This is a genomic window from Pseudomonas sp. WC1 (genome assembly GCF_050586565.1).
Classification (GTDB): Bacteria; Pseudomonadota; Gammaproteobacteria; order Pseudomonadales; family Pseudomonadaceae; genus Aquipseudomonas.
On record NZ_JBOBDQ010000035.1, the window covers coordinates 27930 to 45230 of the forward strand.

General features: G+C 65.5%; 15 protein-coding genes and 1 pseudogene. 11 read left to right on the forward strand and 5 right to left on the reverse strand.

Annotated features, from left to right (window positions below):
* Nucleotides 1-84: 84 nt before the first annotated feature.
* The 4 genes and pseudogenes from ampD to ACQ4OD_RS16440 all read left to right on the forward strand — a co-directional run bounded on the left by ampD (nt 85) and on the right by ACQ4OD_RS16440 (nt 3623).
* The gene (gene ampD, locus ACQ4OD_RS16425; RefSeq protein WP_430944584.1) at nt 85-651 is read left to right on the forward strand and encodes a 1,6-anhydro-N-acetylmuramyl-L-alanine amidase AmpD; all 567 of its coding nucleotides are present in this window, start codon (nt 85-87) and stop codon (nt 649-651) included.
* On the forward strand, nt 648-1478 hold the full coding sequence (ampE, locus tag ACQ4OD_RS16430) for a regulatory signaling modulator protein AmpE (RefSeq protein ID WP_198755211.1): 831 nt from the start codon (nt 648-650) through the stop codon (nt 1476-1478). Before ampD ends, ampE begins: the two co-directional genes overlap by 4 nt.
* A gap of 996 nt (nt 1479-2474) precedes the next feature.
* A pseudogene (locus ACQ4OD_RS16435) lies at nt 2475-2765 on the forward strand (HAMP domain-containing protein); the annotation flags it as partial.
* 153 nt (nt 2766-2918) lie between these two features.
* Nucleotides 2919-3623, forward strand: coding sequence for a methyl-accepting chemotaxis protein (locus ACQ4OD_RS16440; protein ID WP_371919248.1), 705 nt, complete (start codon nt 2919-2921; stop codon nt 3621-3623).
* On the opposite strand, the gene ACQ4OD_RS16445 is transcribed toward ACQ4OD_RS16440, so the two are convergent.
* A complete protein-coding gene (locus tag ACQ4OD_RS16445; RefSeq protein ID WP_139668691.1) occupies nt 3613-4428 on the reverse strand; it encodes a TatD family hydrolase in 816 nt (271 codons plus the stop codon). The two genes, ACQ4OD_RS16440 and ACQ4OD_RS16445, sit on opposite strands and share 11 nt — an antisense overlap.
* Before the next feature lie 2 nt (nt 4429-4430).
* Nucleotides 4431-5426, reverse strand: a complete 996-nt coding sequence (cra, locus tag ACQ4OD_RS16450; RefSeq protein ID WP_102682508.1) for a catabolite repressor/activator — start codon at nt 5424-5426, stop codon at nt 4431-4433.
* Nucleotides 5427-5722: 296 nt separating this feature from the next.
* Here cra and ptsP point away from each other — a divergent pair, with 296 nt between their 5' ends.
* The 3 genes from ptsP to ACQ4OD_RS16465 are packed head-to-tail and all read left to right on the forward strand — an operon-like array spanning nt 5723 to nt 11234.
* Nucleotides 5723-8572, forward strand: coding sequence for a phosphoenolpyruvate--protein phosphotransferase (gene ptsP, locus ACQ4OD_RS16455; protein ID WP_258599255.1), 2850 nt, complete (start codon nt 5723-5725; stop codon nt 8570-8572).
* Nucleotides 8572-9519 carry a 1-phosphofructokinase gene (gene pfkB, locus ACQ4OD_RS16460; protein ID WP_430944585.1) on the forward strand — a complete coding sequence of 316 codons (948 nt, stop codon included), beginning with the start codon at nt 8572-8574 and terminating at the stop codon, nt 9517-9519. The genes ptsP and pfkB overlap by 1 nt, the downstream gene beginning before the upstream one ends.
* Nucleotides 9519-11234, forward strand: coding sequence for a PTS fructose-like transporter subunit IIB (locus ACQ4OD_RS16465; protein ID WP_430944586.1), 1716 nt, complete (start codon nt 9519-9521; stop codon nt 11232-11234). The genes pfkB and ACQ4OD_RS16465 overlap by 1 nt, the downstream gene beginning before the upstream one ends.
* 91 nt (nt 11235-11325) lie before the next feature.
* On the opposite strand, the gene ACQ4OD_RS16470 is transcribed toward ACQ4OD_RS16465, so the two are convergent.
* Nucleotides 11326-11547 carry a DUF3820 family protein gene (locus ACQ4OD_RS16470; RefSeq protein WP_031315465.1) on the reverse strand — a complete coding sequence of 74 codons (222 nt, stop codon included), beginning with the start codon at nt 11545-11547 and terminating at the stop codon, nt 11326-11328.
* A gap of 202 nt (nt 11548-11749) precedes the next feature.
* Here ACQ4OD_RS16470 and ACQ4OD_RS16475 point away from each other — a divergent pair, with 202 nt between their 5' ends.
* On the forward strand, nt 11750-12226 hold the full coding sequence (locus tag ACQ4OD_RS16475) for a ferritin-like domain-containing protein (RefSeq protein WP_430944587.1): 477 nt from the start codon (nt 11750-11752) through the stop codon (nt 12224-12226).
* Between the two features lie 146 nt (nt 12227-12372).
* Here the strand turns inward: ACQ4OD_RS16475 and ACQ4OD_RS16480 are convergent, their stop codons facing one another.
* Complete coding sequence (locus ACQ4OD_RS16480; protein ID WP_110700680.1) at nt 12373-13869, reverse strand: GGDEF domain-containing protein; 1497 nt, start codon at nt 13867-13869, stop codon at nt 12373-12375.
* A 297-nt stretch (nt 13870-14166) separates the two neighbouring features.
* Here ACQ4OD_RS16480 and ACQ4OD_RS16485 point away from each other — a divergent pair, with 297 nt between their 5' ends.
* From ACQ4OD_RS16485 to ACQ4OD_RS16495, 3 genes are all read left to right on the forward strand, one after another.
* Nucleotides 14167-14964, forward strand: a complete 798-nt coding sequence (locus ACQ4OD_RS16485) for an RHS repeat-associated core domain-containing protein (protein WP_430944588.1) — start codon at nt 14167-14169, stop codon at nt 14962-14964.
* A gap of 380 nt (nt 14965-15344) precedes the next feature.
* Nucleotides 15345-15584, forward strand: a complete 240-nt coding sequence (locus ACQ4OD_RS16490) for a hypothetical protein (protein ID WP_430944589.1) — start codon at nt 15345-15347, stop codon at nt 15582-15584.
* Nucleotides 15581-15832 carry a DUF3077 domain-containing protein gene (locus ACQ4OD_RS16495; protein WP_430944590.1) on the forward strand — a complete coding sequence of 84 codons (252 nt, stop codon included), beginning with the start codon at nt 15581-15583 and terminating at the stop codon, nt 15830-15832. Before ACQ4OD_RS16490 ends, ACQ4OD_RS16495 begins: the two co-directional genes overlap by 4 nt.
* Before the next feature lie 103 nt (nt 15833-15935).
* Here the strand turns inward: ACQ4OD_RS16495 and ACQ4OD_RS16500 are convergent, their stop codons facing one another.
* On the reverse strand, nt 15936-17246 hold the full coding sequence (locus tag ACQ4OD_RS16500) for an OprD family porin (RefSeq protein ID WP_430944591.1): 1311 nt from the start codon (nt 17244-17246) through the stop codon (nt 15936-15938).
* Nucleotides 17247-17301 lie beyond the last annotated feature (55 nt).

The following is a 17301-nucleotide window of genomic DNA, read 5'->3' on the forward strand; positions in this document are numbered from 1 at the left end:
TCCTGCACAATCATTTACATGCAAGCACTGGCCGCCCACGGCATACTGACCATCTGTCTCGGGCGTCATTTCAGGATCTGCACCATGCAATTGGACCGCGCGACCGGCTGGTTCACCGGCGTCAGCCACTGCCCCTCGCCGAACTTCAACGCCCGCCCCGAAGGTGAGGCCATTGCGCTGCTGGTCATCCACAACATCAGCCTGCCTCCGGCCTGCTTCGGCACCGGCAAGGTGCAACAGTTCTTCCAGAACCGCCTGGACCCGGACGAGCACCCGTACTTCGCGACCATCAACCACCTGACCGTCTCGGCGCACCTGTTCGTCGAGCGCGATGGCGCGGTGACCCAGTTCGTCTCGTTGCTCGACCGCGCCTGGCATGCCGGCGTGTCGCGCTTCGGCGAGCGCGAGGGCTGCAACGATTTTTCCATCGGCATCGAGCTGGAGGGCACCGACGAACTGCCCTACACCGATGCCCAGTACGCCACCCTGGAGCGGCTGACCCGCGAGATCCGCGCGGCTTGGCCAGTGATCGACGCCCAGCGCATCTGTGGCCACAACGAAATCGCCCCGCAGCGCAAGACCGACCCGGGCCCGGCATTCGACTGGCTGCGCTACCGGGCTGCCCTGCAACGCAACGAGGACAAGGCATGAGTTTTCTGGTGTTGGTGCTGGCATTGTGGGTCGAGAAGTTCTCGGCCCTGCGCCAGCGGTTGCAGCGCGACAGCTTCTATCTGGGCGAGCTGGTGCGCCTGGAGCGCAGCGGCAAGGTCCACCCGTGGTGGACGCTGAGTATCCTGATCCTGGCACCGGTGGCGCTGCTCGTGCTGCTTTTGCATGTGCTGGAGCCGGTGGCCTATGGCTTGCTGGCGTTGCCGGTGCACCTGCTGGTATTGATCTACAGCCTGGGGCGCGGCGATGTAAAGGCGGCGCTGGGCCCGTTTCGCGACGCCTGGCGCCGGGGTGACGAACAGGCCGCGCTGCACGTGGCCGAGCGCGACCTGGGGTTGGCCGCCGACGATGCCCAGAGCTTGATCAAGCGGGTTCAGGGCCACCTGCTGTGGCAGGCCTACCAGAGCTTCTTCGCGGTGATCTTCTGGTACTTCCTGCTCGGCCCGGCGGCGGCGCTGGCCTACCGCCTGCTGGCGCTGACCATGGACAACAGCCGTCAGCCCGCCTTGCAGAGCCTGGCCGGGCAACTGCGCCACGCCATGGACTGGCTGCCGGTACGGGTGATGACGGTGAGTTTCGCCCTGGTCGGCAACTTCGTCGCGGTGACCCGCGTGATGCTGCACGAGCTGCTCGACTGGCACGTCAGCGCCGGGCACCTGGTGGCCAAGGTCGGCCGGGTGGCCGACGACATCCCTGAGGAAGAGGACCGCCAGCGCGGTCTTGAGCGGCTGGACAGCCTGTGGGAGCTGCTGCTGCGCTGCGCGGTGCTGTGGTATGCCTGCTTTGCCCTGTGGACCGTGTTGGTCTGAGCAGTTCGCTACCGAACTGATCGCTTAACCATAAGTTACAAACCTTGATTCCAATCTGCGCTATACAAGGCCACTGGCCCTAGGTGGCCTAGTGCTACCCCGCAGAACAACAAGAATTCAAGGAGGTGACCTGTGAAGCGTCTGCTCTATCCGGCCATCGCACTGATGAATCGGCTGAGCTTCGGCATGAAGTTCAGCCTGATCAGCGTCCTGTTTTTCCTGCCCATGCTGGTCACCAGCTTTTATCTGGTACGCGACGCCTACAGCCAGCTCCAGGCCACCCGTGGCGAATTGCAGGGGCTGGCGCCGTTGTCCGAGAGCCTGACGTTGCGCGGCGACCTGGAGACCCTCGGCAACCTGCTGCAGATCAACGCCGTGCTGGGCCAGTCGGGCCAGGCCGGCGATGTGGAAAGCCGCATCGCGGCGCTGCAGGACAAGGTCCAGGCCCGGCTCGATGGCCTCAAGGGTAGCGACCCTGTGTTCGAGGCCAAGCGTGCCGAGCTGGCCGAGGCCTTTGCCAGTGCCCGTGACGAAAGCTCGCTGCAGAACAAGGCGGCGCTGTTCGACAAGTTGCTGGCCCAGGCCCAGGTGCTGGGCAAGCTGGTGGCCAGCCAGTCGGGGCTCAGCCAGGACAGTCAGGCCTCGGTGCGTCAGTTGAGCGAGCTGCTCGGCAATGCCACCGCCCAGGTGACCCAGGCCATCGGTGAGGGCCGGGCAATGGGCGCGGTGGCCCTGGGTCGTGGCTTCATGGACTCCTCGGGCAGCGCGCGTTTCGAAGACCTGCTACAGCGCCTGGAGCGCTTGTCCGCCGATTACGCCATTCGCCTGGATGACGCCCTGGCAACCGATGCCGGGCTCAAGCTCGCGCTCGCCGGTAGCGCCCAGGCCAGCCAGGCCACCGTCAAGCAGGCGGCGACCCTGTTCGAGGACCAGGTGGTGGTGGCCGAGAGCCTGGACGCGCCGTGGGCCGGTTTCTACCAGCAGACCAGCGACCTGATGGCGCAGACTTACCGCTTGAACGATGCCGTTCTGGCCCATCTGCATGGGCAACTGGAAGAGCGCCTCGGCCAGCACCGCCTGCGCACGGTCGCGCTGGTGGCGGCCTTGGCCTGCGTCTTCGCATTGATCATCTACCTCTACAGCGGCTTCTACGTCTCCACCCGGGAAACCCTCGGCAACCTGGGCACCGCCATGGACAAGGTGGCCGCAGGCGACATGACCATCAGCTTCCAGGCCAGCAGCCGGGACGAACTGGGCGAACTGGGGCGTGGTTTCAACGAGACCGTGCGGCGCATTCGCGGGCTGATCGAACAGGTCGGCAAGACCGTGTCCACGGTCGAGGAGCAGGCCGGCCAGGTGCTTTCGGTGTCGAGCCGCAGCAACCAGGCGGTCAGTGGCCAGCGCGAGCAGATCGAGCAGGTGGCCACGGCCATGAACCAGATGAGCGCCACCGCGCTGGAGGTCGCCCGCAGCGCGGCCTTGGCCGCCGAAGGCGCGCAGCGGGTCAACCATGAGAGTGCCTCGGGCCGCGACCTGGTGGAAAGCCAGCAGGGCAGCATCGCCCGCCTGGCCGGCGAGATCGACCAGAGCGTGGCGGCGGTTAACCAGCTGGCGGGCGACAGCCAGGCCATCGGTCGGGTATTGGAGGTGATCCGCAGCATCGCCGAGCAGACCAACCTGCTGGCCCTCAACGCTGCCATCGAAGCGGCCCGGGCCGGTGAGCAGGGCAGGGGGTTTGCCGTGGTCGCCGACGAGGTGCGCACCCTGGCCAGGCGCACCCAGGACTCCACCGAGGAGATCGCGCAGATGATCCAGCGCCTGCGCGAAGGCGTGGGCGCGGCGGTGCGGGTGATGGGCAGCAGCCATCAGATGGCCGCAGGCACCGTGGACGAAGCGCGTCAGGTGCAGCAGGCACTGGGCAACATCCTTGGCGCGGTCGGCGGGATCGTCGAACAGAACCAGCAGATCGCCGCCGCCGTCGAGCAGCAGACCGCCGTGGCCCACGACATTGACCAGAACATTGTGGCGATCAACCGTGCGGCGCAGGACACCACCGAAGGCGCTTGTCAGACCGAAGATGCCAGCCGGGCGTTGTCGGCGCAGGTGGTGGAGCTCAAGCGGTTGATCGGGGCGTTCAGGGTATGATCGAGGCCGACGCGGATCCTGTGTCGGACTGCCAGCCAAACACCCCGCAGGCATTGCGACTGCTGGCCTCTGCCAGCAGCGTTGTCTCGATCCCCATGACTTCGGCCAGCGCCCCGGCAATCTCGGGAAGGTGCTCGGGGCTGTTGCGCTGCCCCGGGAACATCGCCGGCGCCATGTCCGGTGCGTCGGTCTCCAGCACCACGCTGTCCAGCGGCAGGCGCGGCAGGGTCTTGCGCAGGCGCAATGCCTGGGGCCAGGTGGCGGCGCCGCCGAGTCCCAGCTTGAAACCGAGCTTGATGTATTCCCGCGCCTCCTCGTAGCTGCCGGCAAAGGCATGGATGATCCCTGCCCGCACCGGCTTGTAGCGCTTGAGCGTGGCGATCACCTGGGCGTGGCTGCGGCGCACGTGCAGCAGCGACGGCAGCTCGAAGTCGCAGGCCAGTTGCAGCTGGGCCTCGAACAACGCCTGCTGGCGCGTCGGGTCCAGTTCGGGCAGGTAGAAGTCCAGGCCGAACTCACCCACCGCGCACAGACGTGGATTGCCGCGCAGGCGTTCGAGCCAGTCGCGCAACTGCGCCAGGTGCTCGGGAAGGTGCTGCTCGAGGTAGATCGGGTGCAGCCCCAGCGCCGCGTACACGCCTTCGTTGGCGCAGGCCAGGTCCCAGACTCGCTGGAAGTTGTCCTGGTACACCCCCAGCACCACCATGCGCTCCACCCCGCGCGACGCCGCGTTGGCCAGCAGGCGCGGGCGGTCGGCGTCGAAATCGGCGAAGTCGAGGTGGGTGTGGGTGTCGATCAGGCGCATGGTCAGGCCTTGGCGATCCGCTGCTTGAAGGTGCGACCGATGGCGTGCACGCCGGGCTCGTAGCGCTTGTCCTCGATGGCGGCCAAGGCCAGTTCCAGCGCGGTGGCGGCGATCAGGCCGTGCTGCTGGGCCATGGCATTGACCGGCAGCGGCAGGAAATCGAGCAACTGATTGTCGCCGAAGGTGCCCAGCTGCAGTTGGCGTGAGTCGTCGGGGCGCGCCTGCAGCGTGTCGAACACACCTTGCAGCAGCACGTACGAAGTGGTCACCAATGCATCTGGCAGGCCACCCAGTTCATCGATCAGCTGTTGCATCAGGCGTTGGCCGCACTCGCGGCTGAAGGCTTCGCCCTGGTAGCGGCGCACTTCGCCGTCGAAACCTTGCAAGGCTTCGTCGAAGCCACCGGCGCGGGCCTGGCTCACCGACAGCTCGGGGCGGGCGCCGATCAGGGCGATGCTGCGCGGGCGGGTTTTCAACAGGCTCTGGGCCAGCTGGCGGCTGGCGTCGCGGTCATCGCTGATCACCGAGCAGAAGTGCGCCGGGTCCAGGCGCCGGTCGATGGCGATCACCGGCAGGCCCTTGGCCTGCAGCTCGCGGTAGCTCTCGTCTTCCGGCGGCAGGCAACTGGCGACGAACAGTGCGTCGCAGCGCCGGGCACGGAACAGCTGCTGCAATTGGCGTTCGCTGTCGGGCTGGTCGTCGCTGCTGGCGATCAGCAGTTGGTAGCCACGGGCACGGGCGCCTTGCTCCAGCTGCTTGGCAATGCGGGCGTAGCTGGGGTTCTCCAGATCCGGGAGAATGAAGCCCAGGGTGCGGGTGTGGCGGCTGCGCAGGCCGGCGGCCTGGGGGTTCGGGGTGAAGCCGTGGGCCTCGACCACCGCACGCACGCGCTCGACGGTGCTGCTGCTGATGCGCTGCTGTTCGGCCTTGCCATTGATGACGTAGCTGGCGGTGGTCACGGACACACCGGCCAGACGGGCGATATCGCTGAGTTTCACCGAATTTTCCTTGTTGTTTCCGGGACTGCCTGCGGGGCTTGACCGGCTAGTTTCACCCATCGACGGACCCGCGCGCAGACGACCATTGTCGCAATTGTCCGACAGGATGGGGCTTTTTCGTTGGCAGATTATCGAGTAACGTGGCCGCTTGGTCAGATTAAACGTTTCAGCAAGGCGAATTTTCCTGCCTGAAAATCAGTCTTCGCCGGTTGTGCTGATCGTTTCGGCGGCTTTTGCCGTCGAATTCCACAACAATACCTCGGTAGCCGACGGGGCTGCCGCAAAAGGAGAGGGTCATGCTCGAGCTTGCCGTTGAGCAGATTGCCATGGGCCAGCGTGCCGCCGACAAAGGCGAGGCACTGGCGCTGCTGGCCGATCGACTGGTTGCCGATGGTCTGGTCGCCGAGGGTTACCTGGCGGGGCTGCAAGCCCGGGAGGCACAGGGCTCGACCTTCCTTGGCCAGGGCATCGCCATCCCCCACGGCACGCCGCAGACCCGCGAGCTGGTGTTTGCCACGGGCGTACGCCTGCTGCAGTTTCCCGACGGCGTGGACTGGGGCGACGGCCAGATCGTCTACCTGGCCATCGGCATCGCCGCCCGCTCCGATGAACATTTGCGCCTGCTGCAACTGCTGACCCGCGCCCTTGGTGAAACCGACCTGGCCGAGGCGCTGCGTCGCTCCGGCAGCGCCGAGGCACTGCTCAAGTTACTGCAAGGAGCGCCACGCGAGCTGGCGCTGGATGCCCAGCTGGTCGGCCTCAACCTGGCGGCGGAAGACTTCGACGAACTGGCCTGGCGCGGCGCTCGTCTGTTGCAACGCGCCGGTTGTGCCGACAGCGGCTTTGCCGCCGTGCTGCAGCAGACCGAGCCGCTGCCGCTGGGTGAAGGCCTGTGGTGGCTGCACAGCGAACGTGAGGTGCGCCAACCGGGGTTGGCCTTCGTCACCCCGCAACAACCGTTGCGCTACCGCGATCAACCGCTCAATGGCCTGTTCTGCCTGGCCAGCCTCGGAGCGGCGCATCAAGCCCTGCTCGAGCGCCTGTGCGAGGTGTTGATCGAAGGCCGTGGGCAGATGCTCTACCAGGCCACCAGCAGCCGCGCCGTGCTCGAAGTGCTCGGCGGCGAGGCGCCCGCCGACTGGCCGAGCGCCCGGATAGTACTGGCCAACGCCCATGGCCTGCATGCTCGCCCTGCAAAGGTACTGGCGCAGCTGGCCAAGGGCTTCGAGGGCGAGATCCGCATACGGCTGCACGACAGCGCCCAGCCCGCCGTTTCGGTCAAGAGCCTGAGCAAGCTGCTCAGCCTCGGCGCTCGCCGTGGCCAGGTGCTGGAACTGATCGCCGAGCCCGATATCGCCGCCGATGCCTTGCCGGTACTGCTGGCAGCCATCGAGCAGGGCCTGGGCGAGGAGGTGGACCCACTGCCGCCCACAGCGGTGCAGGACGAGGCGCCGATGTCCGCCCTGCAGGCCCCGACGCCAGGCAGCACGCTGCAAGGCGTCGCTGCGGCGCCGGGCATCGCCAGCGGTCCGGCCCATGTCCAGGTCGAGCGCGATATCGACTACCCGCTGCGCGGAGAGTCGCCTGCCCAGGAGCGGGCCAGGCTGCGCCAGGCCATCGACACGGTGCACGCCGATCTTCAGGCCCTGGTGCAACGCAGCGACAAGGCCATCGGCGAAATTTTTGTCACCCATCAGGAAATGCTCGCCGACCCGGCCCTGACCGACGACGTCGAGCTGCGCCTGGCCCAGGGCGAAAGCGCCGCCGCTGCGTGGATGGCGGTGATCGAAGCCGCCGCCCGCCAGCAGGAGGCCCTGCACGATGCGCTGCTGGCCGAGCGCGCCGCCGATCTGCGCGATATCGGTCGTCGGGTGCTGGCGCAACTGTGCGGCGTCAAGGACAGCGCCGAGCCAGAGCAGCCCTATGTGCTGGTGATGGTCGAAGTCGGCCCTTCGGACGTGGCGCGCCTGGACCCGGCACGGGTCGCCGGCATCGTCACCGCGCAGGGTGGCGCCACCGCCCACAGCGCCATCGTCGCCCGGGCCCTGGGCATCCCGGCGGTGGTCGGGGCCGGGGCGGCCGTGCTGTTGCTGGAGAGCGGCACGCCGCTGCTGCTTGATGGCCAGCGCGGGCAGGTTGTGGTTGCGCCAGCCGAGTCCGAGTTGCAACGAGCCCTGGCAGAGCGTGATGCCCGCGAGCGTCGGCTGCAGATCGCCTGGGCCAACCGCCATGAGCCCGCGCGGACGCGCGACGGCCATGCCGTTGAAGTGTTCGCCAACATCGGCCAGAGCAACGGCATCGACAAGGTGGTGGAGCAAGGTGCCGAAGGCATAGGTCTGTTGCGCACCGAACTGATCTTCATGGCCCACCCGCAACTGCCCGACGTGGCGACCCAGGAAGCCGAGTACCGTCGGGTGCTTGATGGCCTGGACGGACGGCCACTGGTGGTGCGCACGCTCGACGTCGGGGGCGACAAGCCCTTGCCGTACTGGCCGATCGCGGCTGAGGAAAACCCCTTCCTGGGCGTGCGCGGCGTGCGCCTGACCCTGCAACGCCCGCAGGTGATGGAAGACCAGCTGCGCGCTTTGCTACGTGCTGCGGACAACCGTCCGCTGCGCATCATGTTCCCGATGGTCGGCCAGCTCCATGAATGGCGCGCCGCCAAGGCCATGGTCGAGCGCCTGCGCCAGGAGATCCCGGTGGCCGACCTGCAGGTGGGCATCATGGTCGAGGTGCCGTCGGCCGCCTTGCTGGCGCCGCAACTGGCCCGTGTAGTGGATTTCTTCAGCATCGGCACCAACGACTTGACCCAGTACACCCTGGCCATCGACCGCGGTCACCCGAGCCTGTCGGCACAGGCCGATGGCCTGCACCCGGCGGTGCTCAACCTGATCGACATGACCGTGCGCGCCGCCCATGCCCAGGGCAAGTGGGTGGGCGTGTGCGGCGAGCTGGCGGCCGACCCGCAGGCGGTGGCCGTGCTGCTGGGCCTGGAGGTGGACGAACTGAGCGTCGCCGCCCGCAGCATTCCTGAAGTCAAGGCCCTGGTGCGCCAGGCCGACCTTTCGACGGCCCGCGCCCTGGCGCGCGAGGCCCTGCAACAAGACAGCGCCGAGGCAGTCCGGGCGCTGGTGGAGCGTTACTGATGGCCAAGATCCTCACCCTCACCCTCAACCCAGCGCTGGATATCACCATCAGCCTCGAGCGCCTGCGTGCAGGCGCGGTCAACCGCAGCCAGGCGCAGCACAGCCATGCCGCCGGCAAGGGGCTGAACGTCGCCCAGGTGCTGGCCGACCTGGGCCACAGCGTGACCGTCGGCGGTTTTCTCGGACTCGACAACCTGGCGCCGTTCGAAGCGCTGATTGCCTGGCGTGGGTTCGCCGACTGCTTCGTCCGCGTGCCCGGCGAGACCCGCAGCAACATCAAGCTGGTCGAGGCCGATGGCCAGGTCACCGATATCAACGGGCCAGGGCCGCAGGTCGACGAGGCCGCCCGCAACGCCTTGCTGCAACGTCTGGCACACGTAGCCCCGGGGCATGACGCCGTGGTGGTGGCCGGGAGCCTGCCACGGGGGATCAGCCCCGAGTGGTTGCGCGAGCTGCTGCTGATGCTCAAGGCGCAGGGCCTGAAGGTGGCCCTGGATAGCAGCGGCGAAGCCTTGCGCGCAGGCCTGCAGGCCGCGCCCTGGCTGGTCAAGCCCAACACCGAGGAGCTGGGTGAAGTCCTCGGGCTGCCGGTGCAGGGCGCGGACGAGCAACGCGCGGCCGCACGGCGGCTGCTCGCCACTGGCGTCGAGCATGTGGTGGTGTCCCAGGGCGAGCAGGGCGTGAACTGGTTCGCCGCTGGCCTGGCGCTGCATGCGCAACCGTCGAAAGTGCGCATCGCCAGTACCGTCGGCGCCGGTGATTCGCTGGTCGCGGGCATGGTCCATGGCCTGCTCCAGGCCGAAGCGCCCGCCGCTACCTTGCGTCGCGCCACCGCCATCGCCGCCCAGGCAGTCACCCAGGTCGGCTTCGGCATTCACGACCGTGAGCAACTGGAGCGCCTGGAAGCCGCCGTGCGCCTTACAGAACAACAAGAAGAGGGCTGCTGATGAACATTGCCATTGTCACCGCCTGCCCCAACGGCCAGGTGTCCAGCGTGCTCAGCGCCCGTCTGTTGGCCGCCGCAGCCCAGCGTCGGGGTTGGAAAACCTGCGTCGAGGTGCACGACGCCGAACACCCGGAGCTGCGCCTGACGCCAACGCAGATCGCCGAGGCCGACTGGGTGCTGGTGGTCAGCACCGGGCCGGTGGACCTGGCGCGCTTTGCCGGCAAGCGCCTGTACCAGAGCACGCCGGCCCAGGCCCTGGCCGACCGTGAAGGCTTCCTCGACGAGGCCGCTGCCGGCGCCCAGGTGCAGGTGGCGCAAACCCCGGTGCATGGTGGGCCGAAGATTGTCGCTGTGACCGCCTGCCCGACGGGCGTGGCCCACACCTTCATGGCCGCCGAAGCCCTGCAACAGGCGGCGCAGGCCATGGGCTACCAGCTCACCGTGGAAACCCAGGGCTCGGTCGGCGCACGCAATCCGCTGCCGGCCGAGGCCATCGCCGCAGCCGATGTGGTGTTGCTGGCCGCCGATATCGAAGTACCGGCCGCGCGCTTCGCCGGCAAGCGCATCTACCGTTGCGGCACCGGCATCGCCCTCAAGCAGGCCCGCGCCACGCTGGACAAGGCACTGGCCGAGGGCAAGGTGGAGGCAGCGGGGGCGACCGGCGCGATGCCGCCGGCCGAGAAGACCGGCGTCTACAAGCACCTGCTGACCGGAGTCTCGTTCATGCTGCCGATGGTGGTGGCCGGCGGCTTGCTGATCGCCTTGTCGTTCGTGTTCGGCATCGAGGCCTACAAGGAGCCCGGCACGCTGCCCGCCGCCTTGATGCAGATCGGCGGCGAGGCGGCGTTCAAGTTGATGGTGCCGCTGCTCGCCGGCTACATCGCCTGGTCCATTGCCGACCGCCCGGGCCTGGCGCCCGGGATGATCGGTGGCCTGTTGGCGAGCACGCTCGGGGCGGGGTTCATCGGCGGCATCGTCGCCGGCTTCCTGGCCGGCTACAGCGCCAAGGCCATCGCCCGCTGGGTGCGCCTGCCCAGCAGCCTCGACGCGCTCAAGCCGATCCTCATCATCCCGCTGCTGGCCAGCCTGTTCACCGGCCTGGTGATGATCTACGTGGTTGGCCAGCCCGTGGCGGCCATGCTCGCGGGACTGACCCACTTCCTCGACAGCATGGGCACCACCAACGCCGTGCTGCTCGGGTTGCTGCTCGGCGGCATGATGTGCGTCGACCTCGGCGGGCCGATCAACAAGGCCGCCTATGCCTTCTCGGTGGGGTTGTTGGCTTCGTCGAGCTACGCGCCGATGGCCGCGACCATGGCCGCCGGCATGGTGCCGCCGATCGGCCTGGGCATCGCCACCTTCCTGGCCCGGCGCAAGTTCGCCCAGAGTGAGCGCGAGGCTGGCAAGGCGGCGCTGGCGCTGGGCCTGTGCTTCATCTCCGAGGGCGCGATCCCGTTCGCCGCCAAGGACCCGCTGCGGGTGATTCCGGCGAGCATCGCCGGCGGCGCGCTGACCGGGGCCTTGTCGATGTATTTCGGCTGCAAGCTGATGGCGCCCCATGGCGGGCTGTTCGTGCTGCTGATCCCCAACGCGATCAACCATGCGCTGTTGTACCTGCTGGCCATCGTCGCCGGCAGCCTGCTGACGGCGGTGGTGTACGCGCTGATCAAGAAGAGCGAGCAGGTGGAGATGGTGGTGGCGCCGGCCAAGGGCTAATCCCGCAGGATCCTGTCGCGGAGCCGCTGACAAGGCGTGGGAGCGGCGGTGCGCCGATGCGACTTGCCCCGCGATAGGGCCATCAAGTGCTTCAACCCCTGGTCTTGCCCCGCAACGGTTTCAGCAGATCGCCCAATCCGTTGTGGTCGATCTCGTGCATCAGCGCCAGCAACCCTCCCAGCTCCCCCGGCGGGAAGCCCTTGCGGGCAAACCATGCCAGGTAGTCCCCGGGCAGGTCGGCGATGATCCGCCCCTGGTACTTGCCAAAAGGCATGGTGCGGGTTACCAGCAGTTGCAGGGTTTCGGGTTTCATCGGGCGGTGGCCGGTGGTGGTTGAAGCGCGACCTTACTGCAAACTGCACGACGACCCAAGCGGCGATCATGCAGAACGCCGTTTAACGGTGTGTTTATTAAATCTTCAAGTTACTGATTTATATCATTTATTTTTATTTGCTGGGCCTGGCACGAAGCCTGCTCCGATCAAGGTGACTATCACCTGCCAAGGAGTTGTTGCCATGAGTAACCCCAACAAAGACACGATCGACGTACTCAACGACCTGATCGAGTACAGCAAGGATGGTGAGAAAGGCTTCAAGACCTCCGCCGAGGATGTGAAGAACCCTGAACTGAAAGCGTTCTTCGTGCAGCGTGCCAGCGAGTGCGCCAGTGCTGCGGCCGAGCTGCAAAGTGAAGTGCGCCGGCTGGGCGGTGATCCGGAAACCAGCACCAGCATCAGCGGCGACCTGCACCGTGGCTGGGTCAACCTCAAGTCGATGGTCACCGGCAAGGATGAAGAGGCGGTGCTCAATGAAGTGGAGCGTGGTGAAGACCATGCGCTGAAGGCCTACAAGGAAGCCCGCGAGAAGCTGGTCAAACTGGGGCGCTCGGCCAATGACGCTTCGTATGCCTTGGTAGAGAAACAACTGCAGGGCGTGCAGCGCAATCATGACCAGGTGAAGGCTCTGCGTAACGCAGCCCGCGCTCGGTCGTAAGTAGCAAGGGGCCGCTGAGCGGCCCTTTCGCCGGCAAGCCGGCTCCCACAAGATCGCGCATGGCTTGAAGCTGGAGCGAACCCTGTGGGAGCCGGCTTGTCGTGGCGACGAACCGCGGTGAAAGGGCCGTGTAACGGCCCCATGACTCACCCCTCGGGTCCTTCCACCCGATTCCGCCCATTGGCCTTGGCTCGATACAACGCCTCGTCCGCATCGCCCAGCAGCGCCGCCAGGTCCTGATGGGTACCGGGGATATGCAGGCCAATCCCCACACTGACCGTCACCGACCGCTCGTCATCGCCGAATGGCGGCATCGCCTCGACACTGGCGCGAATCCGCTCGGCCAGCAACCGGGCGCCGGCCAACTCGGTTTCCGGCAGCACCACCTGGAACTCCTCTCCGCCGTAACGCGCCGCCAGGTCCGCAGGGCGGCGGATGCACAGCTCGATGGTGGTGGCCACCTCGCGCAGCACATGGTCGCCACCGGCATGGCCATGGCGCTGGTTGAAGGCCTTGAAGTGGTCCACATCCACCATCAACACCGCCAGCGGCTTGCGGTTGCGCTGGGCGCGCGCCCATTCCTGGCGCAGCACCTGGTCGAGGCGGCGGCGGTTGGCAAGGCCGGTGAGGCTGTCGGTGGCGGCGAGGGTGGCCAGACCCAGTTCGGCATCGTGGCGCCGACGTAGCTCGCGGCCCAGCAGCAAGGTCAGCCAGAGGATGCCAATGCACAGCACGCCGGTGGCCACGCTGACCACGATCGCGGTACGCCGCCACGACTGGAACACTTCATCGGCCGAGTGGGCCACCAGCACGATCAACGGCAGGTCGGCGACCCGGGCGAAGGTGTAGAGGCGCTGGCCCTCATAGGCCGTCGAGCGGGCTGTGAAGCTGCCGCTGCGCTCGCTGAGGATGCGCTTGAAGTTGGGGCGCTCGCTGAAGCTGGTGCCGATCAGTGGATCCTGCGGCCGGGTCGGCTGGCGCGCCAGCAGCTGGCCATCGGTGTTGAGCAGGTTGATGCTACTGTCCACGCCAATATCCAGGCGCTGGAACAGTTCGTTGAAATAGGACAGACGCAGGGCCCCGGCGGCCAGGCCCTGGAACTCGCCGTTGGCGCCGGAGATGCGCCGGCTGAAACTGATGCACCAGTCCAGGTTGCCCAGCCGTGCCTTGAACGGCGGGCTGATCAGCAGGCCCAGGCCCGGGCGGTCGCGGTGCGCCTGGAAGGCCACGGTGTCGGCGAAGTTGGCCTGGCGCGGCACCGCGCTGGTGGAGTCGCCGAGCACGTCGCCCTTGGCATCGAGCCAGAGAATGTCACCGCGCACCGGGGCGGAGAAAGCCTGGTTGAACAGGATCTGCTGGCGCAGCTTGGTCGGCACGTTGAGCAGCTCGGGGTGCTGCACGGCCCAGATCAGGCCCTTGAGCGACTGGTCGTAGAGCTCGACGTTGCGCAGGATGTCGCTTTCGATCAGTTGCACGATGTTGCTCGACGAGCGCATTTCCGATTGCTCGACGCTGTCGCGCTCGCGGGCCAGCAGGTAGCCGACGATGGCCACGATGGCGAGCACGGCAAGGCAGCTGCCCAGATTGAGGACCAGCTCGGGGTGTGACTTGTACAGGGCGGATCGTGGTGATCGGGTGGGCAACGTCATGCTCGCAACTGCATAAGCCCCGGGATCCATGGGGAGTGGGCCGGAAAGCGGCGGCGGTATTTTAGGCAAGGCGGGATTGTCGGACAAGATCAAAGGTGTTCCGCTCGACGGAAAGGGTTCAGTCGGGCGCAATGACAAGTCTAGCTCGCGGCGACAGGGGAATTTGCGTTGCGCAATGTGCAGGCTTGAATACGCACGGGTACAGACCGGGATGACCTGGCATTTCTACCAGTTGTCAGCTCTCAGTTTGGGGGGCAGAGTGCTATGACACTTCATTAAAAGCGCATGTCCATGACTCTTGAACCGAACAGTTTTCGGACGATGGGGTTGCTTGCAACCGATCGCCAACATTCGATTGTGCAACACACTTCAAAGGCCGGGCGCCAGGCGTTTGCCTATACCAGCTATGGATTCGACGCGGTTGGCAACCGTGTGCAGCCGTGGCTTGGTTTCGATGGATACCCACGGACACCACCCCTCAGTTGCTATTTTTTGGGGCGGGGGCACCGTATCTATAACCCTCGGCTTATGCGCTTTATCTCGGCGGATAGTTTGAGCCCGTTTGATGCGGGTGGGGCCAATGCCTACGCGTACTGTGCCGGTGACCCTATGAATTATCGGGATGATTCTGGGCAGTCTCGCAACCTTACGAGTCAACTGCATCGCCATGCGCAACTCGAGAATCCACTTCAGTACCATCCTGATTGGCAGAACTATCCGACCCTGAGCAAGAAAGCTAAACGCCATATTGGCAAGCTCATCAGCAGGATCGAGAAAGCCAAAAAACTTGCCGATCAAGTAGAGAACCTTCCGAATGCTCGGCCAACAACATCGATGCCGTGGGTGCAATTTGAGCGAAACAAAAAAAAGATCGCCAAGAGTTTCGAAAAGCTTGAAGAGGGTCGATTCTACTCCGCTGTTGAGTATGTACAGCGTGGGCTTCCGCTGCCCGATTGGGGGACTGAGGCTGACCAAAACCCATTAGATTCGCCCCGTAGACCTGTCGCTGAGGCTGTTGACCTGCCACCGGAATACGACGCCCCACCTCCGTATAGTGAAACCATGGACATGCTTCGAACTGCCACGTAGCAGAGCATTCGCTCGAAATTGGTAGAGAAGGAGTGCCGTGAGCCTTCTTGCGTGATCTGGTGTACGACATTTCCGAATCTGAAACCAAATGCTTCAGTCGGGCTGTGCTTGGGACCTATCCTACGCGCTTGCCGGAAGGGTCTGGATAGGCCGGGAAATGCATCAGGGCTAACGTCGTCGGGTCGCCAAATTTGGTGACCGGGCGTGAGAAACCCGAACGATGTTGGTTCCGCATTCTGTTACGGCAGCCGTGCATGGGCAGACCTAGGTCTGGCCGGGTTCCAATGTCCTCGGTTTTCTCACCCCGTGTACGGCTGCCACCCTTATCTGGTGAGAAAGGATGAGCTGGCGGTTTCCTTTAATGACATTGGAAAACGCATATGAAAAAGCTAGTACCTGACCCACCCATCCCCTACATCTCCATCATCGACCACCTGCCCCTCGCCGAAGTCTGGGAACATGCCGCTGTCCTGATGACCATGATGACCCGCACCTGCGATGTCTACATGGCCTTTCCCGTGGATGAGCGTCCCGAGATCCTGGTGGAGAACATTTCCATCCACAGCCGGCTGCTGAGCTGCCTGATGGCCCATGCCAGGTCGCTGGAGGTGCAGCCATGAGCGAGCAGCTCGATATGCCCGTCACCGCGGGCGACGAGACCTTCCTGGAATGTTATCGCGTGCTGCCGGGTGTACCCTTGAGCCGGGCATTCGATGAACTGTCGGTATTGCAGGATTGCATCCTGCACCTGACCACCGAGGCGGAAATGGAAGGGGACCTGAAAGCGGGGAGTGCGGCGCGGATGCTCAGCGCCATGGCCAAGGCGCTGATCAATGACCTGGAAACAGGGCTGAAAAGAAACAGTTGAAGCAGAGCATCGCCGGCAAGCCGGCTCCCACAAAATAGCGCTGTACCTGTGGGAGCCGGCTTGCCGGCGAAACGAGGGCGTAGCCCTCGCCCGCGATGATGGATCAGAACACGTTCAACGGATAATCCACGATCACGCGGAATTCGTCGTTGTCCTGGATGTTCGAGTACGCCGCGTTGGCCCGGTGCGTGGCATAGCGCAGCAGCACCGACAGGTCCTTCAGTTGGCCTTGCTGGAACACGTACTTCACGTCGAAGTCGCGCTCCCAGTGCCGGGCATTCTCGCCGTCGGCGTTATAGAAGGCGTAGTACTGGGTGTCCTGGCTGGCCTTGGTCAGGTCGGCCTTGCCGCGCGAGTACGACAGCGAGGTGCTCAGGCCCGGCATGCCGAGGCCGGCGAAGTCATAGTCGTACTGCAGCTTCCACGAGCGCTCGTTCGGCGCGTTGAAGTCCGAGTACATGCGCGAGTTGTCGAGGAAGATGCTGTCGCCCAGGTTGATGTAGTCGAACGGCGTGTCGCCATTGACCCGCTGGTAGGCGGCGGTGACGCTGTGGTACCCGGCGGCGACGGTGAAGTGCACGCTCCAGGTGTTGTTGTCGATGTCGCCCAGCTTCGACTGGCCGGTGTCCTGGGTGTGGTAGAAGTGCACGCCCGGGTTCAGGCTGACCAGGTCGTTGACCTGGTAGGTGTAGTCGAAGTCGGCGTAGTACTGGTTCCAGATGTCCTTCAGCTCGGCGGCGTAGAGGTTGGCGGTGACGCCCTCGGTGCCGCTCCACGACGCACCGGCCCAGCTCAGGTTCTGGCTGTCCTGCTCGGGCGTCTGGTTGCTGTAGTAGGTGTTGATGCGGCGGTGGCCGCTCTGGTTGTACGGCTTGGTGAAGCTGACCTTGCCGCCTTCGAGCATCAGCCCGTCGATGCTGTTGTTGGTCAGCGCGACGCCGCGGAAGGTCTGCGGCAGCATGCGGCTTTCGCCACCGGCGATCACCGGGTTGGTGAGGAACAGGTCGCCGGCCTTGAACTCGGTGTCGAAACCCTTGAGCTTGATCGCGCCGCCGGCAGTGGAGAAGGCATGGCGCGCCTTGTCCTCCGGCGCGCTCGGCAGGATCGAGGTGCCGGCGCGGCCATCACCGCCGTCGAGCTTCAGGCCGACCATGGCGTGGGCGTCGAGGCCGAAGCCGATCACGCCAGGCGTGTAGCCGGACTCGAAGCGCGCCACGGCGCCCTGGCCCCACTCGCGCTTGTCCTTGATCGAGGCATTCTTCTCGTTGCGGTTGAAGTAGGCATTACGCAAATGCAGGTTCAGCGTGGAGCCCTCGATGAAGCCATCAGCCTTGTCTTCATCGGCCTGTGCGGCCACGGGCATCGTTGCGGCCAATGCAACGAACAACGGGGTGAAACGAAACGCGAAAGACACCGGTACAAACTCCTTTGGTCAAGCGATGGGGCAGTTTTTTATTGTCGTGTCTGCA